This window comes from Pantoea sp. Acro-807, from assembly GCF_011752675.1.
Taxonomy (GTDB): Bacteria; Pseudomonadota; Gammaproteobacteria; order Enterobacterales; family Enterobacteriaceae; genus Pantoea; species Pantoea eucrina.
Window position 1 is genome coordinate 369649 of sequence record NZ_VWXE01000004.1, and the last position, 23146, is coordinate 392794.

The window sequence follows — 23146 nt, forward strand, 5'->3', positions numbered from 1 at the left end:
TTATTTTCCGGCGTAATAGTCTTTCGGGATGAAATGTCTGATTTGGTGTTATATCTGTGATTGCCATAATCGCACTGATCTACGGCATGAAGAAGGGTTCAGGAAGAGTAAAACCGGGCTGGTCAGCATTCTGAGCAGCCCGCTAAAACTATTTCAGATGCTCGCGAAGCAGACTACCCGCCTGAGTCAGTGAGGCCTGAACTTCAGGAACTTCGGCGAGAGCATTCAGCAGTCCGTAATCATGTATCATGCCGTTATAACGCACCTGAACCACGTCCACGCCGGCTGCGTTAAGCTTACGGGCGTAAGCTTCACCTTCATCCCGCAGCACATCATTCTCTGCCGTCTGTACAAGCGCTGGCGGGAGGCCTTTCAGTTGAGTTTCTGAAGCACGGAGCGGTGAAGCGTATATTTCATTGCGCTGCGCATCGCTGGTTGTGTAATTATCCCAGAACCACTTCATCATATTCCGGGTCAGGAAGCGCTTTGTCGCATATTTTTCGTAGGAGGCTGTGTCAAATTTGGCATCGGTTACCGGCCAGAACAACACCTGGTAACGCAGGTCAGGTCCGTGTTTTTCTTTTGCCATCAGGCTTACCACTGCCGCCATGTTTCCGCCAACGCTGTTTCCCGCGACCGCGAGGCGCTTACCGTCGACACTGATTTCATCGCCATGTTCAGCGACCCACTTTGTGGCACCGTAGGCCTGGTTTATGGCAACCGGATAGTGTGCTTCCGGGCTGGGGGTATAGTTTACAAAGACGGCAACCGCACCGGACGCAAGGACCAGGTCCCGGACCATGCGCTGATGCGTCGGGAAATCTCCCAGAACCCATCCTCCTCCGTGGAAAAACATAAAGGCCGGCAGCTTTCCTGAGGCATTTTCAGGCCTGACGATGGTCAGCTCCACAGGCTTGCCATCTACCTGAATGGTTTTACTGGAGGTTGCCACGCCGGAAAGATCTACCTTAACTGAAGACTGCGCCCCGGACAGTACTTTGCGGGCTTCCTCCGGTGAAAGATTCTCGATGGGTTTTCCGTTACCGCTGTTCAGCTGGTCAACGAAAGACTGCGTGTGATGCTCCAGATGAACATCGTTTGAGGCCGCACCGGCCGCACTCATCGCCAGAAAAATACTGCTGCTAATCAGGGCAAAGGTCACTTTATTCATGATATATCCTTAACCATTAACTGTATCAGGTCAGTGAAAAAGCATCCGTACGAATCCAGATGATGAAACCTGATTATAGTTTAAATGCTAAACGGAGCCTGATTTTAAGGTGTTTTTTTGTTGAGGGTATGAAAACATGGAGAGGATGAACGTCACAAATTAAATGAAAATATTTTATATATTTTGGATTGCGGAGCCAAATTTAGTCAGGCCTGAAACTGAAGAATCACTTGCGTCCAGCTTCAGGGCAGCCACTGCAGTGCCGGGCTGTCAACGTCCGCTTCTGGCACAGGGCTGCTGTTGCAGCCCTCACAAATTAAACTTCAATAGACTCAGCTATCTCCAGAGCATCATCCACTTCAATACCGAGATAATGGACTGTACTTTCGAGGTTTTTGTGACCTAACAGTAGCTGGATCACTCGAAGATTCTTCGTTTTTTTATAGATCAGATATGGCTTGGTTCTTCGCATAGAATGCGTACTGTACAGAGTCTCGTCGAGACTCAGCTTATCAATCCATCCATGAAAAATACGGTTATATTGCCTGGTTGAGATATGTCGTGAAGAATCGACGTGGGACTGGAACAGATAGTCGCTACTACGTAGATGAGCCATTTTGATCCACGCTGCCACAGCCTCTCTGGTTCCCTTAGTCAGTTCAAACTGAACGGGGCTTCCCGTTTTTTGCTGCAGCACTGTCGCTCTGCCCGAGACAGAGTGCCCATAGGCCACATCAGAAACTTTTAGCTTAACCAGATCACAGCCCCGAAGTTTACTGTCCAGAGCCATGTTAAACAGAGCTAAATCGCGTACTTTTCCTTCCAGCTCAAGTCTGATACGGATTCCCCAGATATGAGAGATCTGAAGAGGCCGTTTCTGGCCAATAATACGGCCCTTGTTCCAGGGGGATGTTGTCATGCTCAATCTCCTTAGGGTTAGGAGATGTGATTATGGTTGTCCCATATGAGCGAAAAGCAGACATTAACCGTTAAGCATGTCCTCAAAAGCGAGGTTCCACGATAAAACCTCAACCGATGCTCGTAAACCATGGATCCAAAAAGGATCATCGGAAAATATGGATAAGGCTTCTTCTTCATGGTCAGCCTTCACAACCCATAGAGCTCCGACAGGTTGATCGTTATGTTTTTCACGTAATGAACCAGCAGCAAGAACCACACCTCGTTTTTGCTTTAACCAGTCCAAATGAGGATTGAGATATTGTTTTCTGACATTGTATTCACTTGGGTGATCCGTAAACCTTATTGCGAAAAGCATTCCTTCTCCCATTTTTCAGCATTCTGGATGGCGATTCCTGAAAATTAATAAGCACTGAAGATGACTTTTTATCAAGCGTTGACGTCCGTTTTTGGCACAAAGTGGGCGGAATCAGATGAACGTCCGGTAAGAGCGAGAAGCGGACGTTGGCGTTGTTTATAAAATTCCGGTTGGTGTCGTTTTGGATTAGTTTAGAGATGAAAAATATTGAGTCGGTGACTTCCCCAGCGCTTTTCTGAACATGGTGATAAACGCACTAACCGAATCATAACCCAGCATACCGGCTACGCGCTGCACAGACAGCCCTTCAGCCAGATGGTTCAGGGCAACCATTAAATGCAGTTGCTGACGCCAGCGACCAAAGCTCAGTCCTGTGGCATTTTTTATCAGCCTGGCCAGCGATCGCTCGCTGGTTGCCAGGTGTACAGCCCACTCTTTTAACGTCCTCCGGTCATCAGGATCCTTAAAAAGTCTCTCAGCCATAGCTCTGATTTTAGGATGGCCGGATACAGGCAGGTGGAGCGCTTTAACCGGCACGTCCGGTATATGTTCCAGCAGCACCGCTGCCAGCCTCGCGGTTTTACTGTCAGGCGAATAAGCATGTTCCTGCTCTGCCAGATACAGAACAAGCTCGCGGACCAGAGGACTAATCGCCAGGGTACAGCAGGTTTCCGGCATCGCTGCCGCGCCGGGTTCGATAAACAGAAAGCAGGTCTCTGCATTCTTTGTGACCCGGCAGCTGTGAGGGATTTCACCCGGTACCCAGACAGCATGTCCCGGTGGAACAAGCCACAGCGCGTCTTTAACCTCACAGCTTACTGCACCGCGCAAAGAGAGAATAAGCTGGCCTTTACGATGGGCGTGCGGACCCTGCCCGGCATACTCGCCAGACGAAGATACATGCAGGGCGATAGCAGCCTGACTGAATGCATCGGCTGTAAATTCTTCCGGCGAGGTCACCGGTTTCTTATGAGCTGGCATGATTTAGTTATATGTTGTCAGGTTATCTGTATTCTGTGACTCATGCGTACTTTAAAGTCTTTCTTTTTTCAGAGAAAGCACAGTTTATGTCCCACACTACGAACAAGGGGTCTTCAGTCATACTTGTGACCGGCATCCTCTTTATCGCTATTAACCTGCGTGTTCCTTTTACCGCTATTGCACCCGTTTTAGAGTCCATCCGCCAAGATTTTGGGCTAAGTATTACTGCCGCTGGGTTACTTAACTCACTGCCTTTACTGGCCTTTGCCGCCTTTTCACCCCTGAGCGCCTCCATCTCCAGGAAGTACGGTCTGGAACGCACCCTTTTTGGTGCACTCGCCGTGATTTCAGCCGGCATTCTGCTTCGATCCACAGGCAGTGTCTGGGCGCTTTATGGCGGAACCCTATTGATAGGTATCGGGATTGCCCTAGGTAATGTCCTTCTGCCTGGCCTTATAAAGCGTGACTTTTCCGGCAAAGTGGCTTCCGTGACGGGTGCATATTCCATCACCATGGGCGCGGCTGGTGCTATTGGTTCAGCCATTGTCATTCCTCTGACGCAGAGCTGGGGCTGGAACATCGCGTTAGCCATGCTGGTGATTGCGCCTCTGCTGGCGCTGCTTTTATGGTTGCCCCAGTTGAAGGAAAAGCATCAGCTTCCAGCTGTGGGGGAGAAAAAAGCGGCGACCGTCGCGGTCTGGCGCTCGCCTCTGGCCTGGCAGGTCACCCTGTTTATGGGCCTGAATGCGATGCCGTTTTATGTTGCGGTCGGCTGGCTGCCAGCCATTCTTACGGACAGTGGACTCTCCTCAGCTCAGGCTGGTGAGGTACACGGCATCCTTCAGCTGACCACCGCCATTCCCGGCCTGATTCTGGCCGCCACGCTGCGCTGTCTTAACGATCAGAAATTAGCTGCTGCTGGCGTCAGCCTGGTAACCGCAGTGTCCTGTATCGGCATCCTGTATTTGCCGAGTCTGGCGATGCTGTGGGCGGCGCTTCTCGGCTTTGGCTCTGGCGCCAGTATGATGCTGGGTCTGACCTTCATCGGGCTGCGTACCAAAAACGCCGGTGATGCTGCCGCGCTGTCAGGCATGGCACAGAGTGTCGGTTATCTGATGGCGGCAATGGGGCCACTGTTGCTGGGTAAAGTACAGGAGCTGTCCGGAGGCTGGACGGTACCGTTACTGATGACCGCAGCAATCGCGGTCGCAGGTGCCTGCACCGGAATGGCTGCCGGACGAAATGCGCACCTGGAGCCTGCGCAGCAGTCGGGCTGAAGTTGCTGACACAGCAGGGGGACAACAGGCTCCTCTGCTGTGGGTGCGGTTAAATATCGTGCTGAAGCATCTTCCTGCTATCAGAGCCATCTTTTACCGGGAAGACCGATTCTCCGCCGCGCTATCATCAAAAAGCCCGGCGACCCAGTCAGCAAAAGCACGCACGGCAGGAGAGAGAAAACGCTGATGCGGATAGAGCATCGTCACCGGCACTGAAGGAGGCTGCCAGTCCGTCAGGACCTCAGTCAGTTTGCCTTGCTGCAGGTCCGCCGAAATCACATTTTCAGCAAGCTGCGCCAGCCCAAAGCCCTCCAGACACAGTCTGATGTAAAGTCCCGTTTCGTTAACGGCCGCATTTCCCCCGACCTGAACGGAGAATGCCTCCGTGCCTTGTGTAAAGCGCAGTTCATTGGTGCGTCTTCCCGAACCGGAAAAATAATGGATCGCTCTGTGCTGCGATAACGCTTCCGGCGTCTCAGGAATACCGTATTCCCTTAAATAGTCCGGCGAGGCGCAGGTCACCCAGCGAAACCGGCCAAGCGGACGCGCAACCAGCGTGGAGTCCGTTAATTCGCCGGTTCTGATAACGCAATCCACGCCTTCCTGAACAAGATCGACCTGCCGGTCGCTGACCCCAATCATCAGATAAATTTCCGGATAGAGCCGGTAAAAATCTTTCAGGCGGGGCATAACGATAAAATGGGCGATACCCCCGGGCATATCAACACGCAGCCGTCCCCGGGGGCGCCGTACGAAGTCGGTCAGGCTGGATTCAGTGTGTTCAATCAGCGACAGGATTTCCCGGCAATGCGCCAGATACTGAAGGCCTTCAGGCGTGAGGCTGACCCGCCTTGTCGTCCGGTTAAGCAGGCGCACCTGCAGATATTTTTCCAGATTTTTAATCGTGCTGGTGACGGTGGATGAGGGCAGTGATAGTGTTTCGGCCGCGCGCACAAAACTTCCGGCTTCAGCAACCCGCATGAAAACCTGCATAGCCTGAATCCTGTCCATGGTTATGTTCCGCAATAAATATGAGTCTGATTATTCGCGAATTATGAATTATGAAAACGTTTTAAGCATCTTTTTCAGGTTAATGGTGTGGCGTATTGTTTGCCCATGAATCAGGAAAGAGACAAGTCAATGAGCGGTTACATCAGAAATATTGTTAATAATCAGAATGTCACTTCACAGGCTACGTTGATTCGTGGCGCGACGATACTGAGCATGGACGAGAGCGTCGGCAACATTGAGCGCGGTGATATTCTCATCAACGGTTCAACGATTACCGCTGTGGGCCAGAATCTTGACGCGCCGGATGCGCACGTCATTGATGCCAAAAATATGATTGCCATGCCGGGGATGGTTGATTCTCATCGTCACGCCTGGGAAGGTCAGCTGCGCCGCATTAACCCTAACGCCACGTGTCTGGACGACTACAGCAACGCCACGCACTTCTCGTTTGCTAAATATTACCGCCCTGCAGATATCTATGTCGGTAACCTTCTGACGGCGCTGGGTGCGATTGACGCGGGCATTACCACGATGATTGATAATTCACATAACAGCCGCACCGCAGCGCATTCCGATGCCGCCGTCGAGGCCCTGCTTGATACCGGCATTCGTGCCATTCATGCTTCCGGCGCACCGGTAGCCGGCGAATGGGATAAAGCGCACTGGCCGGGAAACTGGCAGCGCCTGCAGGAGAAGTATTTCACCAGCGACCCTGAAAGCCTGGTCTCCCTCGCCGTCATGGCGCAGCTGGAGCCAGCGTTGTGGGCCGAGGCTCGCAGGCTGGGACTGCCGATTGTCACGGAGTTCTTTGGGGCTGAGATGGGGTCTGAACTTGAGTCGCTGCATCAGCAGGGGCTGCTGGGACCGGACAATATTTTCAATCACTGCACGGCGCTGCCTGACCGTGGATGGGAAATCCTGCGGGAAGCGGGTGTCCGGGTGAACGTCTGTCCACGCTCAGATTCGCACTATGGCATCGAAAGCGGAATGTTCGCCATTGAGGCCGCGCAGCGTCATGGCATCAGTCCTGGCCTGAGCGTAGACAATGAAACGTCGTACAGCACCGACATGTTTATGGAGATGCGCGTTGCCTTTTACCTTCAGCGGGTGATGGGGATGCATCAGGAGCATTGCTGCGATTCTGAACATGCGCTGAAAACACTTCCGGCGGCGCAACTCCTTAAAGCCGCGACTCTCGATGGCGCAGCCTGTGCAGGGTTAGGGGACAAAGTGGGCAGCCTGACGCCAGGCAAACAAGCCGATCTGGTATTGATTAACGCCAGTGACCTCAACCTTTACCCGTCCGGCAATGCCTTTGGCACGGTGGTTCATGCCGCCGAGCGCAGCAACATCGATACCGTCATGATCGGCGGGCGAATCCTTAAACAGAACGGCAAGGTGCTGGGCGTGGACAGCTCGCGACTGCGTGCGGCAATTGATGAGTCACGTGAGCACCTGTTTACCGCCTCTGGCTACCAGCCTGACATGTTTGCTGACACCTTCCTGCCGCTGGAGCAGTCAGACTGGCCGGGATGAAAAGCATGATCTATTACGTAATCGCCTTTGCCGCAGGTCTGGGGATCACCCTGCAGACGACCCTGAACAGCCAGCTGGCAAAAGGACTGGGCGGCGACCCGGTCACTGCTGCGCTTTTTTCCTTTACGGCGGGCGCGTTCAGTCTGGGTATTTACGCCCTGCTGCGGGGTGGGCTGATAACATCGTTAGCAGCAATCCCATCGCAGCCTCTATGGAGTCTGGCGGGCGGTCTGATTGGCGCATGTGCTCTGTTCAGCTATGTCGTGCTTGCACCGAAAATCGGGTTTTCAGCCCTGCTCGGGCTGGCTATTGTCGGACAGTTACTTTCCTCGCAGATGATTGACCATTTTGGCCTGCTGGGGGCTGTGCGTCGGCCGGTTTCGTTACTCAGGCTGGGGGGATTGGTTGTCATGCTGGCCGGACTCGCCGTCATGCTTTTCGGCGAGCGGCTCTCAGCACGTTTTCTGCAGTAACGGCGTTACCCACCCTGCCGACGAACGGTAAAACCCTAAATAATCCGGAGGCTTAACATGTTATCAATCGCAGCTGATGTCAGGAATACGCTGGGAGAGTGCCCGCTGTGGTGTGAAAGAACCCGCAGGCTCTACTGGACTGACATCGAAGCCAGTGAACTGCTCGCACTGGAAGAAGGCACTGGCGCTGTGATGCGCTGGTCGCTTCCTGAACGTCTCGGCTCTTTTGCCCTGACTGAACAAAACAACGTTCTGCTGATGGGATTTGCATCCAGGCTGGCTTTCTATGATCTCAACAGCGGGTTGCTTACCCCGGTGGCCCCTTCACCGGGAGACACCGGCACCCGCATAGGTGATGGACGGTGTGACCGTACCGGTAATTTTGTCTTCGGAACGATGGATGACGGTTATCCCGTTAAAGTCATCGGTAGATTTCACCGGCTCAACGCGGCGACGCTGACTGTTGAGACGCTTGCACTGCCCGATGTGGCTATCCCGAACAGCATCTGTTTCAGCCCCGATGGTGGCTCGCTCTATTACTGTGACTCGATGCAGGGCCGGATAATGTGCTGTGATTATCCCTCGCTGCGAAACCAGCGCGTGTTCGCAGAAACCGAAGGCAGCGGCGCGCCTGACGGCTGCTGCGTGGATGCGATGGGATATCTGTGGAATGCTGAATGGGGAGGGAGCCGTGTTGTCCGTTACCGCCCGGATGGGACCATCGCTGCTATTCTGACATCACCTGGAATGCAGAGCACCTGTCCGGCACTTGCCGGTGAGGGTTTTACCCGTCTCTATTGCACCACTGCTTCTGTGGGGCTTACTGCGCTGTCTGAATATGACGGTGCAATGCTCAAGGCTGAATCTGATGTCAGCCCCGGCTTACCTGAAAAGCGCTTTGCGGCACACCCAGTTTAACGGTTTTGATACTGACAGAATTTTGCCAGTTCAGGCTCAAAGAAAATGTCCGCTTCTGGCACAAAGCGGACAGTGTTTCCTGCCTCACGTATCGTGTTCCGATCAGCCAGAAATATCAGTTTCATTTTCCGGTACGCCAGCTCTGACACGGGTTGCCACCAGACTGGCCGCGAGTATAAAGACGAGGCATAACAGCGCCTGCACCCGAAGGGCAATATGGTTATCAATCAGAACGCCCATGATGACCGGAGAGGCACCACTGGCAAGCACGGTACCCGCCTCAACAGCCGAGCGCACCTTTGCCAGTTGCGCGGGGCCAAACAGCTGTACCCATAGCGCAGTCGCCAGTGTGGACGCAATGGCTGACGATATACCGGTCATGATGAGATAAAACGGCGTGACCCACACGCTGTTACTGAGCCACAGCGTCAGCATGCCAGCGCCCTGCGGCAGCAGAAACCACGGCAACAGACGGCGTGGCGTCAGCCGGTCTATCAGCGGACCAAATGATAACAGGGAAACCGCCTGCGTTATCGCGTAAGCAATAAACCACCCTGCAACCCACGACAGCGCCCATCCTTTCTCCTCTGCCAGACGCGCCTGATGGAAAAAGAACCCTGTGGTGATGAAAGGTGACGCCAGCACTGCGGGCAGAGCAAAAAGCAGATTCCGGTTCTTCCATACTGACGCTTCGCGAACCTTCTCTGCGCCCCGCTTTCTGAACGTCCGCAGCGGCTTTTCGGCAGCGCGCGAAAGGCAGCTGACAGCCAGCGCAACGCCGGCCACCAGAACCGCAGCGTTTATCAGCCAGGCAGTGCGCCATCCCGTCAGAGCGTTAATCTGCACGGCAGCCAACGGAAACAGCGCCTGTGCGAGCGACAGGCCCAGTGCGATAGCACCCAGTGCCTTGCCAGCATCAAGCGGAAACTGGCGCGCAGTCGCCGTCAGAGCGGTATGCACCATCAGGCCTTGTCCGCCGAGGCGAAGCAGGTAAAAGCCTGCACAGAGCGTCCATGCCGCCTGCGCACCGGAGACGAGCAGGCACGCCGTTATCAGCAGCAGGGTAACGGTCAGGGTGAATCGACGGGTAGTGGTGTAGTCAATCAGCCGGCCCGCCCATGTCAGGGTGACGGCACTCATCACGGTGCCCGCGGCATAAAGGCCGCCCAGTCCGCCGTCGCTGAGCCCGAATGCCTGACGCAGGTCCTGCCCGTAAAGCGATACGAAGTAAGTCTGTCCAAAACTCGACATGGCCATCAGTATCGCGCCAAAGGCGAGATGACTGCCGTGCTGATACATAAAGCGAAACAGCTGACGCATGGTATTCCCTGAGCACGGCTGACAAAGGCGCCGCACAAATGAACTGCTCCGGGACTTGTGTTCCGGAGGCTCGTTATGAAAAGGGTCTGCGATTGCAGGCCCGTAACGTTTACCGCAGCATCAGCAGCGGATAACGGCTTTCAGCCAGCATCGCCGTGGTGTGACTGCCGATAAAGAAGCGGCGCAGCCGGGAGTGTCCCCAGGCCCCCATCATGATCAGGTCCGTTCCGTTCTCCTGCGCGTAACGGCACAGCCCGCGCGAGACGGATTCATCCTGTATCAGCCGTGACTCTGCATCAATGCCGGCTGCCTGCAGGATGTGCTGCGCATCATGGAGTGAAGCATCGTCGCCGTTCACCATCACAACATGGCAGGCCAGGCCGCGAAGCAGCGGGCTCACGGTCAGCCGGGTCAGGTTTCGGCGGCTGGCCTCGCTGCCATCCCAGGCAAAAAGTACCCGGGATGGCGCAATAAACGTTTCCGGCACAACCAGCACGGGCGCTTTCTGCAGGCGGATGACGCTTTCCAGCTGGCTGCCCACCGTATGTTCTGCGCCCCGTCGTCCGAGCACCATCAGCCTGACGTCATCCAGCCCGGCAAGGATTTCGTCCAGTGCGCCGTGCATCTGCAGCTGGCGTACCTCCGGGCGTCCCGCCCGGGCCAGCCGTTCAGCACAGCCAGCCAGAATAGTTTTCCCCTGCGCCATAAGCAGGCGGCTGCGCTCACCCTCCACGCGCACAAGCGCTTCGGTCAGCAGCTCTTTGCTGTCGATGCCAATGCTGCCGCTCAGGTCAGAGACGGCCGGATGACCGTCTTTTTCCAGCACGTGCAGCAGGGCCAGCGGCGCGGAAAGGCCGGCGGCGGCCCACGCCGCGTAGTCACAGACTGGCCCGGTTGACGGCGAACCATCCACGCAGGCCACAACGGTATTGTTCATAGCTGTAACTCCTGTCAGTTAGTGACCGCCCATCAGTTTTTCCGCTTCTTCCGGCTTGTCATGCACGCCGAAGCGGTCAACGAGGGTACGGGTGGCGTCGTTCATGCCCGGTATTTCTACCTCAGCGCCTTCGCGGCGGAACTTAATTACCGCCCTGTCCAGTGCGCTAACGGCGGTGATGTCCCAGAAGTGGGCGTGCGTGACGTCAATGACCACGCGCTCTGCCGCTTCTCTGAAGTCAAAGTGGCTCATAAAGCGATCGGCGGAGGCAAAAAAGACCTGGCCGGTCACGGTATAGATCCGTGTCTCACCCTCCCGTGACGATCTGACCGTCATAAAGCGCGCTACCTTAGTGGCAAAGTTCAGCGAAGCAATCAGCACCCCGGTCAGCACGCCGAAGGCCAGGTTGTCGGTGGCCACCACCACGACCACGGTTGCCAGCATGACCACGCTGGTCGAGAGCGGATGGCGGCGCAGGTCGGTGATGGATCGCCAGGAGAAGGTGCCGATGGAGACCATGATCATCACCGCGACCAGCGCCGCCATCGGGATCTGCGACACCTGATCGCGGAGGAAAATAATCAGACAGAGCAGCACCAGCCCGGCCGTCAGGGTGGAGAGACGCCCGCGCCCGCCGGATTTTACGTTAATCACCGACTGACCAATCATGGCGCAGCCCGCCATGCCGCCGATAAACGCCGTGCAGACGTTGGCGATGCCCTGCGCCTTGCACTCGCGGTTTTTATCGCTCGGGGTGTCGGTCATGTCGTCCACGATAGTGGCGGTCATCATCGACTCCAGCAGTCCCACCACGGCAAGGCCGGCGGAGTAAGGCAGGATAATCAGCAGCGTATCCAGGTTCAGCGGAATGTCCGGAATGAGGAACACCGGCAGGCTGTCGGGCAGCTTGCCCATGTCGCCCACGGTGCGCACGTCCAGATGCAGCCACATGGAGATGGCGGTCAGCACCACGATGCAGACCAGCGGGGAGGGAATAGTTTTATTGAGGTACGGAAAGAGGTAGATGATTGCCAGGCCTGCGGCGGTGAGCGCATACACGTGCCAGGTCACGTTGGTCAGCTCCGGCAACTGTGCCATAAAAATCAGAATGGCCAGCGCGTTGACGAAGCCCGTCACGACCGAGCGCGACACGTAGCGCATCAGGCTGCCAAGCTTCAGGTAGCCGGCGACCAGCTGCAGCAGGCCGGTTAGCACTGATGCCGCCAGCAGATACTGCAGGCCGTGATCTTTCACCAGGGTTATCATCAGCAGCGCCATGGCGCCGGTAGCCGATGAAATCATGGCGGGACGTCCGCCAAAGATGGCCATAACCACGGGAATACAGAAGGCCGAGTAGAGGCCGACCTGCGGGTCGACTCCGGCAATGATGGAAAACGCGATCGCTTCAGGAATGAGCGCGAGCGCGACGACAATACCGGCGAGCACGTCACCACGGACGTTGCCCAGCCAGTCCTTACGCGTCGAGGACAGCAGCATAGTAATTTCTCAGATTTTAGATACAGTCAGCCCGTGAGGGCAAAAAATTCAGGGACGAAAAAGCACATCCGCAGACGGGATGTTTTTGAGTGCGCGACTGAAACTACTCAGTGCGACAGGGAAGGGTGACGACTCAGGGTGGCGTAAGACGCATGATTTTTGAGTTCTCCTTTACGGCAAAAGGGTGCCTTCAGGACTGCAATAAGCCAGCGAAACCCGGGGCGGGGCGCTGACGGCGAAGCCTGCCCCTCTCAGGACAGGCACTAAACTATAAACAAAAACGGTGAGAGGTCAACGTTTCAGCAAGCGGAACAGGGCTGCGAACAGCGGTACCAGCGTGTATATTAACCATGTCTGCGCATGTCACCGCAGAAACATACATGGAATCAGCCTGGTATTTATATATGAATTTATGCATATGTGTTGACGGCATTTGCGCGTAAAGTCACACTGGCTTTTTACGCCAGCTACCCGGAGTTATCATGCCTCAGCTTTTTCCTCTTCAGCTTTTCAAGGGGCTGTCTGACGAAACGCGTTTAAAGCTTGTCCTGCTTCTGCGTGAAAAAGGTGAACTCTGTGTATGCGAGCTGACGCTGATACTGAAAGAGAGCCAGCCCAAAGTATCCCGGCATCTTGCGCTACTCAGAGACAGCGGCCTGCTTATCGACAGGCGTGACGGCAAATGGATCCATTACCGGCTGTCCCCTCACATGCCCGCCTGGGCTGCAGCCGTGATTGAACAGGCTTATCTGTGTCAGCAGGATGACATCCAGCATCTTAGCCGGCAGGCTGAGCGGGACAACGCTACGACCAATGGCAAACCTGTCTGCATTTAAAAATTTACCTATACATATATGCTTTTCCATATTTAACGTTTCTGGTTGCGCTGTGCTTATTCTGTGAGGTGAAGGAGGGACTATGTTTCTGGCAGGTGCAATTTTTGTTCTGACGCTGGTGCTGGTTATCTGGCAGCCGAAAGGACTCAGTATTGGCTGGAGTGCTGTTATCGGGGCTGCGCTGGCGCTGCTGACGGGCGTGGTGCATATCGGGGATATTCCGGCGGTCTGGCAGATTGTCTGGAACGCCACGGCCACGTTTATCGCGGTTATCATCATCAGCCTGCTGCTGGATGCATCCGGCTTTTTTGAGTGGGCGGCACTGCATGTTTCCCGCTGGGGAGGCGGCAGAGGCAGGCTGCTGTTCACGTATATTGTTCTGCTGGGCGCGGCGGTGGCGGCGCTGTTCGCCAATGACGGCGCGGCGCTTATCCTCACGCCGATTGTCATCGCCATGCTGCTGGCGCTGGGCTTCAGCCCAGGTGCCACGCTGGCATTTGTGATGGCGGCTGGGTTTATCGCAGACACGTCCAGCCTGCCGCTCATCGTATCGAACCTGGTCAACATCGTAACGGCGGATTTCTTTACACTGGGCTTTAGCGAATATGCGTCCGTTATGGTGCCGGTGAATATGGCTTCCGTAGTGGCTACGCTGGTAATGCTGCACCTGTTTTTCCGCAAAGATATTCCGGCAGGTTATGATCTGACAAAGCTAAAAATGCCCCGTGACGCTATCCGTGACAGGCGGACCTTCAAAACCGGCTGGCTGGTGCTGATTCTGCTGCTGGCCGGTTTTTTTGCGCTGGAGCCGCTTGGCGTACCGGTCAGCCTGGTTGCGGCAGCGGCGGCCTTCATTCTCTGGCTGGTTGCACGCAAAGGACACGTTATCGATACCCGTAAGGTGCTGAAAGGTGCACCCTGGCAAATCGTTATCTTCTCGCTGGGCATGTATCTGGTGGTATATGGTCTGCGTAATGCCGGCCTGACGGATGATCTCTCAGCCATTCTGAACCGCTTTGCAGAGCACGGCGTCTGGGGGGCAACGCTGGGTACGGGCTTTCTGACGGCATTTCTGTCATCGGTCATGAATAACATGCCCACCGTGCTGGTCGGGGCGCTCTCTATTGACGGCAGTACCGCTCAGGGCACGGTAAAAGAGGCAATGATTTACGCGAACATCATTGGCTGCGACCTCGGCCCGAAAATTACCCCGATTGGCAGCCTGGCAACCCTGCTGTGGCTGCACGTTCTGGCGCAAAAAAATATCACTGTTAGCTGGGGCTATTACTTTCGTGTTGGCATCGTGATGACCCTGCCGGTGCTTTTTGTGACGCTGGCCGCGCTGGCCCTGCGCCTGTCTGTTTAAACGTGATCCGGGCTGCGTGCATGCAGCGCCTGTATGGAGTATGACTGATGACTGACATTACTATTTACCACAACCCGGCCTGCGGCACGTCCCGTAACACCCTGGCGCTTATCCGCAATAGTGGCGTGGAGCCAGCAGTGATTTTATATCTGGAGACGCCGCCGACACGCGCTGAGCTGCAGACGCTGATTGCAGATATGGGAATCAGCGTGCGCGCACTGCTGCGCAAAAATACGGAACCGTTTGAGCAGCTGGGTCTGGCAGATGATCGGTTCAGCGATGACGAACTGCTGGATGCTATGCTGGCTCACCCCATTCTCATTAACCGTCCGGTAGTGGTAACGCCGCTCGGTACAGCGCTCTGTCGTCCGTCTGAAGCCGTTCTGGATATTCTGCCTGATCCACAGAAAGGGGCATTGATGAAAGAAGATGGTGAACAGATTATCGATGAGCACGGAAACCGCATCGGCCACTGACACCCTGGCATTCCGCCAACAGAGCGGGAGAGGCAAAAACAGCTGGCCTTAAACGACGGCGGGAAGGGGTCAGTCTGTGCCTTCATCTTGCTTCCGACCAGAGCACCCGCACGCGCAGTTCTGCAACGGTCGGAGACGTGTCCGGAGCGTTATCAGCGTCAGAAGTTGGTTTTATCAATAACGGCGACGTTATGCTTTCGGATTAATTTCCGTCATCAGCCATTGCTCAAAAGCATGCAGCGCCGTTTCATTTATGCCTGTTGAAGCCGGTTTTATTAAATGAAACTTTTTGCTGAGTGAAGCAGACTCAGGCCAGGGAGCAATAAGCTCGCCGTTAGTTAACTCTTTTTCGACATATATCCGCGGCACCAGTGCAACGCCCTGTACTGACAGCGCTGCGGCGATAGACATTTCGTGCAGATCATAGCGGACTCCCTGCGCCGGGTTATCAAGTTCAATTCCGGTTTCCTGCGCATAGTACTGCCATGCCTGCGGATTCTGAAGACGGTGAATGCGAGGCAGCTCATTAAGCGGCACGCTCTCTTTTTTGTTCTTCAGAAGTGCCGGATGGCATACAGGCAGCAGCGTTTCCTGAAAAAGAAACTGCATATACATACCTGCCCATGCCGGATGATCGAAATGTATTACCGCGTCAAAACCACTGCCAGCAAGAATAAAAGGATCTGTTCTGGCGGCGATGTTCACACTAATTTCCGGATACAGGGTATAAAAGCTTTTCAGACGCGGGATTAGCCAGCGGCATGAAAACGTTGGCAGGGCAGCAATCTCCAGAGTCTTACCGCCTTCTGGCACACCTATGACCGATTGCGTATCTCTTTCCAGCCGGTCAAGCGATTCGCGTATTTGATCTGCATAGCGGGCGCCAACTGAATTGAGCGTAACGCGACTTCCGCTGCGATCAAACAATCTGCAGTTTAACATGGACTCAAGGCGGGCTATTTGTCGACTGATTGCGCCTTCGGTAAGTGATAACTCCTGCGCTGCCCGCGCAAAATTTCCATGCCTTGCTGCGGCTTCAAAGGCAAGCATGGCTCGACTGCTGGGAATTTTTCTTAGCATTAATACGGCCTGATTATTGATACAAAATTCTTTACAGTGACAAAATATCATTAATCAGTGAATTAATTTCGATTTAAATTGGGAAAACAGTTGCTTAGCATGATGAAAACATATCAGGCAAGCGGGTGCCTGCCAGCACTATTATGAGGTATGTATGCACGGTGATAGTTTCCCGACCTGTCAGGTTGGCGGTTATCAGGTTATTGCGCTGAGCGATGGCACTATGGCGGCCACGCTTGATCTTCTTTCAGGTATTGACGTCGCAAAGGCTGCAAGTATCCAGTGCGCTGCCGGGATTGAGAGACAGGGTGATATCCATATTAACGGTTATCTCATCCGTGGATATGGACACACTATTCTGGTAGATGCGGGCGCTGGCGGGCAAAACAACGTGGGTGGGAGGCTTAAGGAGAAGCTGACGATGCTCGGCATTCTGCCTGATGACGTAGACAGGATATTACTGACGCACGGTCATCCCGATCATATCGGCGGTCTGCTGCATGAAAACGGAGAGCCGGTATATAAAAAAGCCGATCTCTATATTCATCCCCTTGAAATTGCGCACTGGCAGGATAATGAAAAACTACAGAGAGCCAGTGAGCGCGGCAAACATAATTTTGCACTGTTCCGAAAAGTCCTGGCCGCCTATGCCGGGAAGATACGCCTGCTTAATGAAAATGAAGTTGTGCAGGGCATTCGCCCTGTATGGCTGCCAGGCCATACCCCAGGACACACCGGATTTCATATTCATTCCGATAAAAAAGCGGTGTTAATATGGGGAGATATCGTTCATTTTCCCTATATTCAGTCAGCACTTCCCGCCGTTTCAATCATGTTTGATGTTGATCCTGTGCAGGCTGAAGAGACACGAAAAAAAGTGCTGCAACAGGCTGTGGATGAAAAACTGGTTATTGCCGGTATGCATTTGGACCAGACAGGATTTTGCTGTTTCCAGTGGTCTGGAGATGCCTATCTGCTTTGCAGGCTACATCAGGAATAAAAGTATAGGTTTGTACGGAGGCGCTCATAAAAGAAGAAAAAGTTATCAATAATGGGTGCAATGCGAAACTCCGAAATAGCAGATTATTACAGTCGATACTTTCTATGCTGATATTATTATCATTAAAATCATAAAGTTAAATGTTGTTTTTGCGTAAATTTACATTAAATGAGATTTATTTACCTTGGCCGGGGTTTGTTGTTATATAAGCACTTCAAATGATTAACAGGACGTATTAGTCATGTATGACGTTGCAATTGTAGGGTTGGGGGCGACAGGAACATGCTTACTCAGCCAGCTACAGGATGAAATTTATAACATCAGAACGGCTCAACCGCGAATTGCCGTTTTCAATCCCCCAGCCAGCTTTGCAAAAGGAAAAGCCTTTGGTGATGCTGATGCCATGCATAAGGTCAATACCCCGCCGGGATTGATGTCGGTGACATCAACTGAACCGGAACTGTTTGGTCACTGGTTACATACCACTTTTAACTCCCGTGAACGCTGGCCATCGCGCCTCAGATACTCAGATTTTATCCGCCAGACTTACCGTGACGTTAAGCAGGCCGGGATACTGAAAATTGATGAATTCCACCACAGCGTGGTGAGCATCAGGAAGCAGGGAGAATTGTTCTCCCTGTGCGATGACAACGGTAACACACTCTTCGCTCGTAACGTTGTGATGTGCCTGGGGGCATTATCTGAAAGCGCCTTTCCGGCGTTCGCTGGAAAGCCAGGTTTTATTTCGCATTATACGCAGTTTGATCAGTCTTCTTCTGCGCCGCTAATCATCGCCGGTAGCGGTCTCACGGCTGTTGATGCGTTTCGCTATGCGTTCGGCAAAAGTCAGGTAAAAATCCATCTCTTTTCACGCAGCGGCTATGTTCCGACCTGCCTGACAAGCAGTGCTCGCTACATACCCGTTCACCTGACCTGGCGTAATATCATGTCTGCTACTGCGGAAAGTGAAGACATGCTGAACGTGTTTTCCCGCCTCCTCCGCAAAGAGTTTCACCTTCTAAGAGAAAAAGGGGAATTCCGGCCTGCTATGAACCTGTTACGTGAGGAGCGGCAGACCGGGTATTTCCGCATGCTGCTTACGCGTGCGGAGAATGGTGATCTGCCCTGGCAGGATGTTCTGGTTTCAACACGGCCGTATATGCACAAGCTCTGGAACGCATTCACATCCGAACAAAAGCTGCGATTTATGAAAATGTACGGTGCGGTGTGGGCCGCCTGGCGCCATCCGGTACCTCAGGAGGTGTTTGGTGAACTGATCGAGGCTTCTGCTCATGGGAGGGTAAGGTTTCATCAGGCGCTTGCTGCTCCGGAACATACTGACAGCCATTATGTATTGCAAACCCGGTCAGAAACGCTTTCATTCCGTCATTTTTGGGATGCAACAGGAGGCAGGCTTGATATTGGTCAAACAACACAGCCATTGTTGAATGACCTGCTTAGCCAGTCATTAATTGAAGAACATCCCTGCGGCGGCATTAATATCGACCCGCTGACTTTTCATTGCAGGGTAAACAACCGTAAGGTCTCTGGCTTGTTTAACATCGGGCCGCTCAATAAAGGAAGTTTGTTTTCAACCAATGCCTTTTGGTTCAACGCACGCTGTGCGGAGACCTGGGCTAAACAGTGGGCTATAGAATTCAGCTCAGCAGACGCAAAGGAAGCATTGTGACTATTTTCTTTCCCCTGATTTATCTATTAGCCGGCTGGCTTGTAGGACAAACTGCACTGGATTTCAAAACGGCGGCGTCGTGGATTCTGACGCGTGTTGCTATCCCCGTTGTGATCATTTTTAATATATCTACCCGATTTGATAGCATGAGTACCATTATCATTGCAGCGGCAGTATCTATGCTGTTTATGCTCTTTACTTGCCAGCGAATTTTGCGCGATCCGGTAAGAAGTCTTTGTTTCAGCTACCTCAATATTGGTTGGCTGGGGCTGCCTGTTGCCAGCGCACTGTTTGGTAATGACGCAGCGACCATAATCATTGCAGCCTACGTCGGCAGTTCAATCGTAGGAAATTCAGTGGGGGCCGGTATGCTATCAGGAAACCGGTTTAACCTACTGCAATTGGCTCAGACTCCTCCGGTGCTGGCGCTATTTATTGGCGCTGCGCTGATTCCCTTAAGTCACGACGTTAACCGCTGGGGAGCAGACCTCTATAGCGTAGCGAAATTTATGATGAGTTTTCTGGGTATGGCCGTGCTCGGGCTCTGGCTGTCAAAAATCAGGTTCTCGTTCAGCGATGTTTTGCAGGAGGTCAGGCCGTTTCTGCTCAGGTCGATCGTAATGGCCGTGCTGATATCGTTACTGTTTATCCTCGCAATATTACTTAACTTCAGGCTCATAGCTGATAATCCGGCAACGTTATATCTGTTTTGCCTGCTGCCACCCGCAGCAAATATTATCGTGCTGGAAACGCACTACCTGGGAACTGGCAATTCAGCAAAACCTATCACATACGGGACTTGTGTAAGCATTATTGCGATAAGTCTCTACGCGGCGGCTATTCTGGGTTTCAACGCCTGGAGCGCAGCAATAAATTAACGATGAGGGGTTGTCAGGACAGGATGCCAGGCTTATCGATACCTGCTTATCGTAGCCGGTTTCTGCTTCCTGCCAGCCATCTTACTGGCTAAGTGTGCTTCATCCCTCTTTTACCTCCCACTTGTACTTATTATGTACAATGAAAGCGGCCTTTAAAGCCATTCAGGAACTACATGTCGCTCTTTTGTATGGGTTCTATAAATAACGCGAGCGGGGATTCCACTCAACTTAATTAACCAAATGCTGCTGAATACCACAATTAGTAAGGATATTTTCTTTTGTTACGGGTGGTCAGCATAATTGAGGGGCAAGGGGTGGTCTTTGTTTGTTTATTTGTGCGATTATTAAAATGATATCTGCTTTTTAAATGTAAGACAATTAAACAGAAGTTATTTTCTCAGGTGCATTCTTTGGTTCTGGCAGGTTGCGGCATCGTTTTGCTGTCTGCTTTTTTACAAAAATTTTGCTCTCTGTTTTCAAAGCGCATTTATAACTTTATGGCGTAAAAAAAAGACGACTATTGATACATGTCTTTCTGAAGAGGGGATGACTGAGAAAAACATTTATAAGAAGACATTTTATGGCTTATGCAGCGGGCGGTACGGTCGCGCTTGCGGCAGGTCAGTTGATGGTGCATAACAATAGTGTCAGGACGTTTCCTGCCGGTACCCGCAGCGGCGGGCGGGATCCTGGCCCACACGATCCTATCCGCGAAGCAGAGAATCCGGATATCGTAAATCCGCCTGAGGCTGATAGCGGAACGTATACGCGAGCTGCACTGGCATCCTAATAATGATGAATGGCAATACTACCTTGAAGGCGAAGGGCGGTATTTGCCTCTTCAGGTCAGGCAAGGAGTTTTGATTACCGCGCCGGAGATGCTGGCTATATTCTTTTTGCGATGGGGCACTACATTGAAAATACCGGTAAAGGGACGCTGCATTTTCCTGAGCTGCTTAAAAGCGATTATTACGCCGATATTTCGCTTAACCAGTATCTGGCCAATACGCCGTCTGAACGTGTCCGGCAACATTTGCACCTGGATGATGAGTTTATGAACAATCTGTCTCTGAAAAAGACCCCGGTGATAAAGTAGCCAGAAAAAGGTTGTGCCTGAATTACAGTTACAGACGCCGATCGGTTGAGACAAAACTGAATAGTCCGCTCCTGGCACAGGGCGGGCTGACATATAGATTTGGTCTGTTATGCGCGAGGCGCGGACATTCAGAACAGGTAAATAAGAATTTGCTCAAGTTATTGCGGTAGTCGCTTTGAGTAAGATACAAAAAATAGGTTAGCACAGTTAAGGGAAGAGAATGATCACTTGTCACGTCAGATATATTATTGACCCCTATCAATTGGCCGATTTCGGGAATTACGCTTCAAAATGGATAGAAATTGTTGAATCGATGGGGCACTCATCATGGATACTGCCTTCCATCGGAAGGTGCAAACAACATAGCCGACTGTTTATTTAGCTTTGAGAGTCTGGCGCAGTACGAAGAGTACAGAGTAGCCATTTTGAGCAAGGCTGGATGTGCTGAATTGTTCGATGAAGCTAATCAGAAAACGTTCATCCTTAGCTATGAACGCAGTTTCATGAAGCCATTACTGTCTGGTAAACAACGTCAGCTGATTATTTTAAGTCACTGAAAATACCCTGGCGCAGAGCCAGATAAATCACTTTACCTGGTCTCCGTCCGCTTCTGATACAAGGCGGACGGAGACCAGCCTGATACAGGTTATACACGGAAGGCAACAATCGTTGCTGCCGGTAAAGGTGTGCTTTGCCGGCACGCAGCATATTTAACGCATACGGCTGGCTGCAGCCAGCAGGGCACCAAACATCATCAGAAGCGCGCCAAACGTTCTGTCTATCCAGTGACGCATATTAATTAAGCGTTCGCGCACCTTTCCTATAGAAAAACAAAGTGCTACAAGGCTGAACCAGATGATATGCGTTATGGCGATAAAAAGGCCATAGCCAATCTGCACTGCCAGCGGCGTTTCCGGCTTAACCAGCTGCATAAACAGGCTAACAACAAAAATGGTCGTTTTAGGATTGAGCGCGTTCGTCAGAAAACCGATGCGGAGTGCGGCCAGATCGGACAGGGCAGCGACCCGATTATCAGTGACTGCACTACCGGATTTTGTGCGGACCATTTTTAAGCCCAGCCAGATGAGGTAAACCGCACCTGCCAGTTTGATAGCGTTGAATAACAAGAGTGACTGCTGAATCAACAGGCCCAGACCGAGCAGTGTGTAGGAGATGTGAATGAGTACGCCCAGCCCGATCCCCATTGCCGTGAACACGCCTGCCCGACGGGATAGCATCAGACTATTGCGTGAAACCATGGCAAAATCGGGACCCGGGCTGATTACGGCAAGAATAGTGATGGTGATTACAGCTAGCAGTTCAGTCATAATTATCTCCAGTTAAATAAGTCTATTAATCAGACTCTACCGTCTCTTTATGCGGGGCAGATAACGATGTTTTCTGACAAAAATGGTGAGTTTGATTCACCACTATCTACACCAAGATTGCCGTCGCTCATTGCGCTCCGTAGCTTTGAAGCGGCTGCACGTTTGGAAAATTTCAGCAGAGCGGCGGTTGAGCTTCACATTACGCACGGCGCGGTCAGCCGGGCTGTGCGTCTGCTGGAAGAGGATCTGGGCGTACTGCTCTTCGAACGACGTAGCCAGCGCGTCTATCTAACTGATGCCGGACGCACGCTGGCCCGTGCGGCAAATGAGGGGTTCGATATCATACGGCAGACTGTCGATTCGCTCCGCTCAGACGCACGTCAGCAGCAGCGATGGGTGCTGTCCTGTGAGCCGACGTTACTGATGCGCTGGTTATTGCCGCGCTGGCCAGCCTTTCAGGCAATGCACGCTGGTAAAGAGATCCACCTTGCGGCCGGTGGCGGACCTGTCTCCTTCACCGGCGGCCCCGACCTGGCTATTCGCCGTAATGATTTTGCCTGGCCAGAAAATTATCATGCTGAGTTACTGTTTGAGGAAAAGGTCGGGCCGGTATGCCGCCCTGACAGGATCAGCCGGTGGTTTAACGCCACAGATGCAGGTCTTCTGCCTGCCCGGGACGCAAAGCGGTTGCACACCCGCACCCGCCCTGATGCATGGCAGGAATGGGCCCGTGCCAAAGAAATGCCCGCCGCAGCGACGGAAGGACAAACGTTCGACCACTTTTACTTCAGCCTGCAGGCCGCTGTTGCAGGGCTTGGCGTAGCGATTGGTTCCTGGTATCAGGTCTGTGACGATCTCGAAAGCGGTGTCCTCGCGGCTCCGCAGGGGTTTATTGAGGATGGTTCCCGCTATTACCTGCTGTCACCTGAACCGTTTGAGCCTGATAGCCTGCAGGCAGACTTGCTTGCGTGGCTGCGCACTCTGGTTCTCCCTTAAGCG

General features: G+C 53.0%; 22 protein-coding genes and 1 pseudogene. 13 read left to right on the forward strand and 10 right to left on the reverse strand.

The genetic code is table 11. The features are described 5' to 3' along the window. Window positions 1–148: 148 nt before the first annotated feature. The 4 genes from F3J39_RS12485 to F3J39_RS12500 all read right to left on the reverse strand — a co-directional run bounded on the left by F3J39_RS12485 (window position 149) and on the right by F3J39_RS12500 (window position 3428). A complete protein-coding gene (locus tag F3J39_RS12485) occupies window positions 149–1123 on the reverse strand; it encodes an alpha/beta hydrolase (RefSeq protein WP_199181700.1) in 975 nt (324 codons plus the stop codon). A 364-nt stretch (window positions 1124–1487) separates the two neighbouring features. After that, a complete protein-coding gene (locus tag F3J39_RS12490) occupies window positions 1488–2090 on the reverse strand; it encodes a tyrosine-type recombinase/integrase (RefSeq protein ID WP_104085719.1) in 603 nt (200 codons plus the stop codon). 63 nt (window positions 2091–2153) lie between these two features. After that, the gene (locus F3J39_RS12495; RefSeq protein WP_166714251.1) at window positions 2154–2459 is read right to left on the reverse strand and encodes a YciI family protein; all 306 of its coding nucleotides are present in this window, start codon (window positions 2457–2459) and stop codon (window positions 2154–2156) included. Window positions 2460–2633: 174 nt separating this feature from the next. Further along, complete coding sequence (locus tag F3J39_RS12500; protein ID WP_104085717.1) at window positions 2634–3428, reverse strand: helix-turn-helix transcriptional regulator; 795 nt, start codon at window positions 3426–3428, stop codon at window positions 2634–2636. 86 nt (window positions 3429–3514) lie between these two features. On the opposite strand from F3J39_RS12500, the gene F3J39_RS12505 reads away from it, so the two are divergent. Beyond that, the gene (locus tag F3J39_RS12505; RefSeq protein WP_104085716.1) at window positions 3515–4705 is read left to right on the forward strand and encodes an MFS transporter; all 1191 of its coding nucleotides are present in this window, start codon (window positions 3515–3517) and stop codon (window positions 4703–4705) included. Window positions 4706–4798: 93 nt separating this feature from the next. Here F3J39_RS12505 and F3J39_RS12510 read toward each other — a convergent pair whose 3' ends face one another. After that, window positions 4799–5716, reverse strand: a complete 918-nt coding sequence (locus tag F3J39_RS12510; RefSeq protein ID WP_166714252.1) for a LysR family transcriptional regulator — start codon at window positions 5714–5716, stop codon at window positions 4799–4801. Window positions 5717–5845: 129 nt separating this feature from the next. Between F3J39_RS12510 and F3J39_RS12515 the strand changes: the two genes are divergently transcribed. From F3J39_RS12515 to F3J39_RS12525, 3 genes are read left to right on the forward strand one after another with little or no spacing between them, the layout of a single operon-like run. Then, window positions 5846–7252 (forward strand): amidohydrolase family protein, encoded by a 1407-nt coding sequence (locus tag F3J39_RS12515; RefSeq protein ID WP_166714253.1) that lies wholly within the window; start codon window positions 5846–5848, stop codon window positions 7250–7252. A 5-nt stretch (window positions 7253–7257) separates the two neighbouring features. Continuing rightward, window positions 7258–7725 carry a DMT family transporter gene (locus tag F3J39_RS12520; RefSeq protein ID WP_199181696.1) on the forward strand — a complete coding sequence of 156 codons (468 nt, stop codon included), beginning with the start codon at window positions 7258–7260 and terminating at the stop codon, window positions 7723–7725. 57 nt (window positions 7726–7782) lie between these two features. Continuing rightward, window positions 7783–8643: an SMP-30/gluconolactonase/LRE family protein gene (locus F3J39_RS12525; protein ID WP_104085712.1), complete on the forward strand. Its 861-nt coding sequence runs from the start codon at window positions 7783–7785 to the stop codon at window positions 8641–8643. A 102-nt stretch (window positions 8644–8745) separates the two neighbouring features. Here the strand turns inward: F3J39_RS12525 and F3J39_RS12530 are convergent, their stop codons facing one another. The 3 genes from F3J39_RS12530 to F3J39_RS12540 all read right to left on the reverse strand — a co-directional run bounded on the left by F3J39_RS12530 (window position 8746) and on the right by F3J39_RS12540 (window position 12397). Next, window positions 8746–9963: an MFS transporter gene (locus F3J39_RS12530; RefSeq protein ID WP_166714254.1), complete on the reverse strand. Its 1218-nt coding sequence runs from the start codon at window positions 9961–9963 to the stop codon at window positions 8746–8748. 109 nt (window positions 9964–10072) lie between these two features. Then, a complete protein-coding gene (locus tag F3J39_RS12535) occupies window positions 10073–10900 on the reverse strand; it encodes a universal stress protein (RefSeq protein ID WP_166714255.1) in 828 nt (275 codons plus the stop codon). 18 nt (window positions 10901–10918) lie between these two features. Continuing rightward, window positions 10919–12397, reverse strand: a complete 1479-nt coding sequence (locus tag F3J39_RS12540) for a SulP family inorganic anion transporter (protein WP_186368991.1) — start codon at window positions 12395–12397, stop codon at window positions 10919–10921. A 482-nt stretch (window positions 12398–12879) separates the two neighbouring features. On the opposite strand from F3J39_RS12540, the gene F3J39_RS12545 reads away from it, so the two are divergent. The 3 genes from F3J39_RS12545 to arsC all read left to right on the forward strand — a co-directional run bounded on the left by F3J39_RS12545 (window position 12880) and on the right by arsC (window position 15075). After that, window positions 12880–13233 (forward strand): metalloregulator ArsR/SmtB family transcription factor, encoded by a 354-nt coding sequence (locus tag F3J39_RS12545; protein WP_065647628.1) that lies wholly within the window; start codon window positions 12880–12882, stop codon window positions 13231–13233. An 82-nt stretch (window positions 13234–13315) separates the two neighbouring features. Next, a complete protein-coding gene (locus F3J39_RS12550) occupies window positions 13316–14599 on the forward strand; it encodes an arsenic transporter (RefSeq protein ID WP_104085710.1) in 1284 nt (427 codons plus the stop codon). Window positions 14600–14646: 47 nt separating this feature from the next. After that, window positions 14647–15075, forward strand: coding sequence for a glutaredoxin-dependent arsenate reductase (gene arsC, locus F3J39_RS12555; RefSeq protein WP_166714256.1), 429 nt, complete (start codon window positions 14647–14649; stop codon window positions 15073–15075). A 189-nt stretch (window positions 15076–15264) separates the two neighbouring features. Here arsC and F3J39_RS12560 read toward each other — a convergent pair whose 3' ends face one another. After that, window positions 15265–16155 carry a LysR substrate-binding domain-containing protein gene (locus tag F3J39_RS12560; RefSeq protein ID WP_166714257.1) on the reverse strand — a complete coding sequence of 297 codons (891 nt, stop codon included), beginning with the start codon at window positions 16153–16155 and terminating at the stop codon, window positions 15265–15267. A 154-nt stretch (window positions 16156–16309) separates the two neighbouring features. Between F3J39_RS12560 and F3J39_RS12565 the strand changes: the two genes are divergently transcribed. The 5 genes and pseudogenes from F3J39_RS12565 (at window position 16310) to F3J39_RS12585 (ending at window position 21376) form a co-directional block, all read left to right on the forward strand. After that, complete coding sequence (locus tag F3J39_RS12565) at window positions 16310–17155, forward strand: MBL fold metallo-hydrolase (protein ID WP_166714258.1); 846 nt, start codon at window positions 16310–16312, stop codon at window positions 17153–17155. A gap of 241 nt (window positions 17156–17396) precedes the next feature. Then, window positions 17397–18845, forward strand: a complete 1449-nt coding sequence (locus F3J39_RS12570) for an FAD/NAD(P)-binding protein (RefSeq protein ID WP_108569759.1) — start codon at window positions 17397–17399, stop codon at window positions 18843–18845. After that, the gene (locus tag F3J39_RS12575) at window positions 18842–19723 is read left to right on the forward strand and encodes a permease (RefSeq protein WP_108569758.1); all 882 of its coding nucleotides are present in this window, start codon (window positions 18842–18844) and stop codon (window positions 19721–19723) included. The genes F3J39_RS12570 and F3J39_RS12575 overlap by 4 nt, the downstream gene beginning before the upstream one ends. A 580-nt stretch (window positions 19724–20303) precedes the next feature. Then, a pseudogene (locus F3J39_RS18990) lies at window positions 20304–20819 on the forward strand (cupin domain-containing protein). Between the two features lie 305 nt (window positions 20820–21124). Beyond that, window positions 21125–21376 carry an NIPSNAP family protein gene (locus F3J39_RS12585; RefSeq protein WP_247648264.1) on the forward strand — a complete coding sequence of 84 codons (252 nt, stop codon included), beginning with the start codon at window positions 21125–21127 and terminating at the stop codon, window positions 21374–21376. Between the two features lie 153 nt (window positions 21377–21529). On the opposite strand, the gene F3J39_RS12590 is transcribed toward F3J39_RS12585, so the two are convergent. Further along, on the reverse strand, window positions 21530–22147 hold the full coding sequence (locus tag F3J39_RS12590) for a LysE family transporter (protein WP_104085704.1): 618 nt from the start codon (window positions 22145–22147) through the stop codon (window positions 21530–21532). A 66-nt stretch (window positions 22148–22213) separates the two neighbouring features. On the opposite strand from F3J39_RS12590, the gene F3J39_RS12595 reads away from it, so the two are divergent. After that, window positions 22214–23143 carry a LysR family transcriptional regulator gene (locus F3J39_RS12595; protein WP_104085703.1) on the forward strand — a complete coding sequence of 310 codons (930 nt, stop codon included), beginning with the start codon at window positions 22214–22216 and terminating at the stop codon, window positions 23141–23143. Window positions 23144–23146 lie beyond the last annotated feature (3 nt).

Excerpts from the sequence above, each read along its gene's own strand:
- F3J39_RS12485 (WP_199181700.1), bottom strand. The coding sequence starts at position 1,123 with ATGAGTGCGGCCGGTGCGGCCTCAAACGATGTTCATCTGGAGCATCAC.
- F3J39_RS12490 (WP_104085719.1), bottom strand. The coding sequence starts at position 2,090 with ATGACAACATCCCCCTGGAACAAGGGCCGTATTATTGGCCAGAAACGG.
- F3J39_RS12495 (WP_166714251.1), bottom strand. The coding sequence starts at position 2,459 with ATGGGAGAAGGAATGCTTTTCGCAATAAGGTTTACGGATCACCCAAGT.
- F3J39_RS12500 (WP_104085717.1), bottom strand. The coding sequence starts at position 3,428 with ATGCCAGCTCATAAGAAACCGGTGACCTCGCCGGAAGAATTTACAGCC.
- F3J39_RS12505 (WP_104085716.1), top strand. The coding sequence starts at position 3,515 with ATGTCCCACACTACGAACAAGGGGTCTTCAGTCATACTTGTGACCGGC.
- F3J39_RS12510 (WP_166714252.1), bottom strand. The coding sequence starts at position 5,716 with ATGGACAGGATTCAGGCTATGCAGGTTTTCATGCGGGTTGCTGAAGCC.
- F3J39_RS12515 (WP_166714253.1), top strand. The coding sequence starts at position 5,846 with ATGAGCGGTTACATCAGAAATATTGTTAATAATCAGAATGTCACTTCA.
- F3J39_RS12520 (WP_199181696.1), top strand. The coding sequence starts at position 7,258 with ATGATCTATTACGTAATCGCCTTTGCCGCAGGTCTGGGGATCACCCTG.
- F3J39_RS12525 (WP_104085712.1), top strand. The coding sequence starts at position 7,783 with ATGTTATCAATCGCAGCTGATGTCAGGAATACGCTGGGAGAGTGCCCG.
- F3J39_RS12530 (WP_166714254.1), bottom strand. The coding sequence starts at position 9,963 with ATGCGTCAGCTGTTTCGCTTTATGTATCAGCACGGCAGTCATCTCGCC.
- F3J39_RS12535 (WP_166714255.1), bottom strand. The coding sequence starts at position 10,900 with ATGAACAATACCGTTGTGGCCTGCGTGGATGGTTCGCCGTCAACCGGG.
- F3J39_RS12540 (WP_186368991.1), bottom strand. The coding sequence starts at position 12,397 with ATGCTGCTGTCCTCGACGCGTAAGGACTGGCTGGGCAACGTCCGTGGT.
- F3J39_RS12545 (WP_065647628.1), top strand. The coding sequence starts at position 12,880 with ATGCCTCAGCTTTTTCCTCTTCAGCTTTTCAAGGGGCTGTCTGACGAA.
- F3J39_RS12550 (WP_104085710.1), top strand. The coding sequence starts at position 13,316 with ATGTTTCTGGCAGGTGCAATTTTTGTTCTGACGCTGGTGCTGGTTATC.
- arsC (WP_166714256.1), top strand. The coding sequence starts at position 14,647 with ATGACTGACATTACTATTTACCACAACCCGGCCTGCGGCACGTCCCGT.
- F3J39_RS12560 (WP_166714257.1), bottom strand. The coding sequence starts at position 16,155 with ATGCTAAGAAAAATTCCCAGCAGTCGAGCCATGCTTGCCTTTGAAGCC.
- F3J39_RS12565 (WP_166714258.1), top strand. The coding sequence starts at position 16,310 with ATGCACGGTGATAGTTTCCCGACCTGTCAGGTTGGCGGTTATCAGGTT.
- F3J39_RS12570 (WP_108569759.1), top strand. The coding sequence starts at position 17,397 with ATGTATGACGTTGCAATTGTAGGGTTGGGGGCGACAGGAACATGCTTA.
- F3J39_RS12590 (WP_104085704.1), bottom strand. The coding sequence starts at position 22,147 with ATGACTGAACTGCTAGCTGTAATCACCATCACTATTCTTGCCGTAATC.
- F3J39_RS12595 (WP_104085703.1), top strand. The coding sequence starts at position 22,214 with ATGTTTTCTGACAAAAATGGTGAGTTTGATTCACCACTATCTACACCA.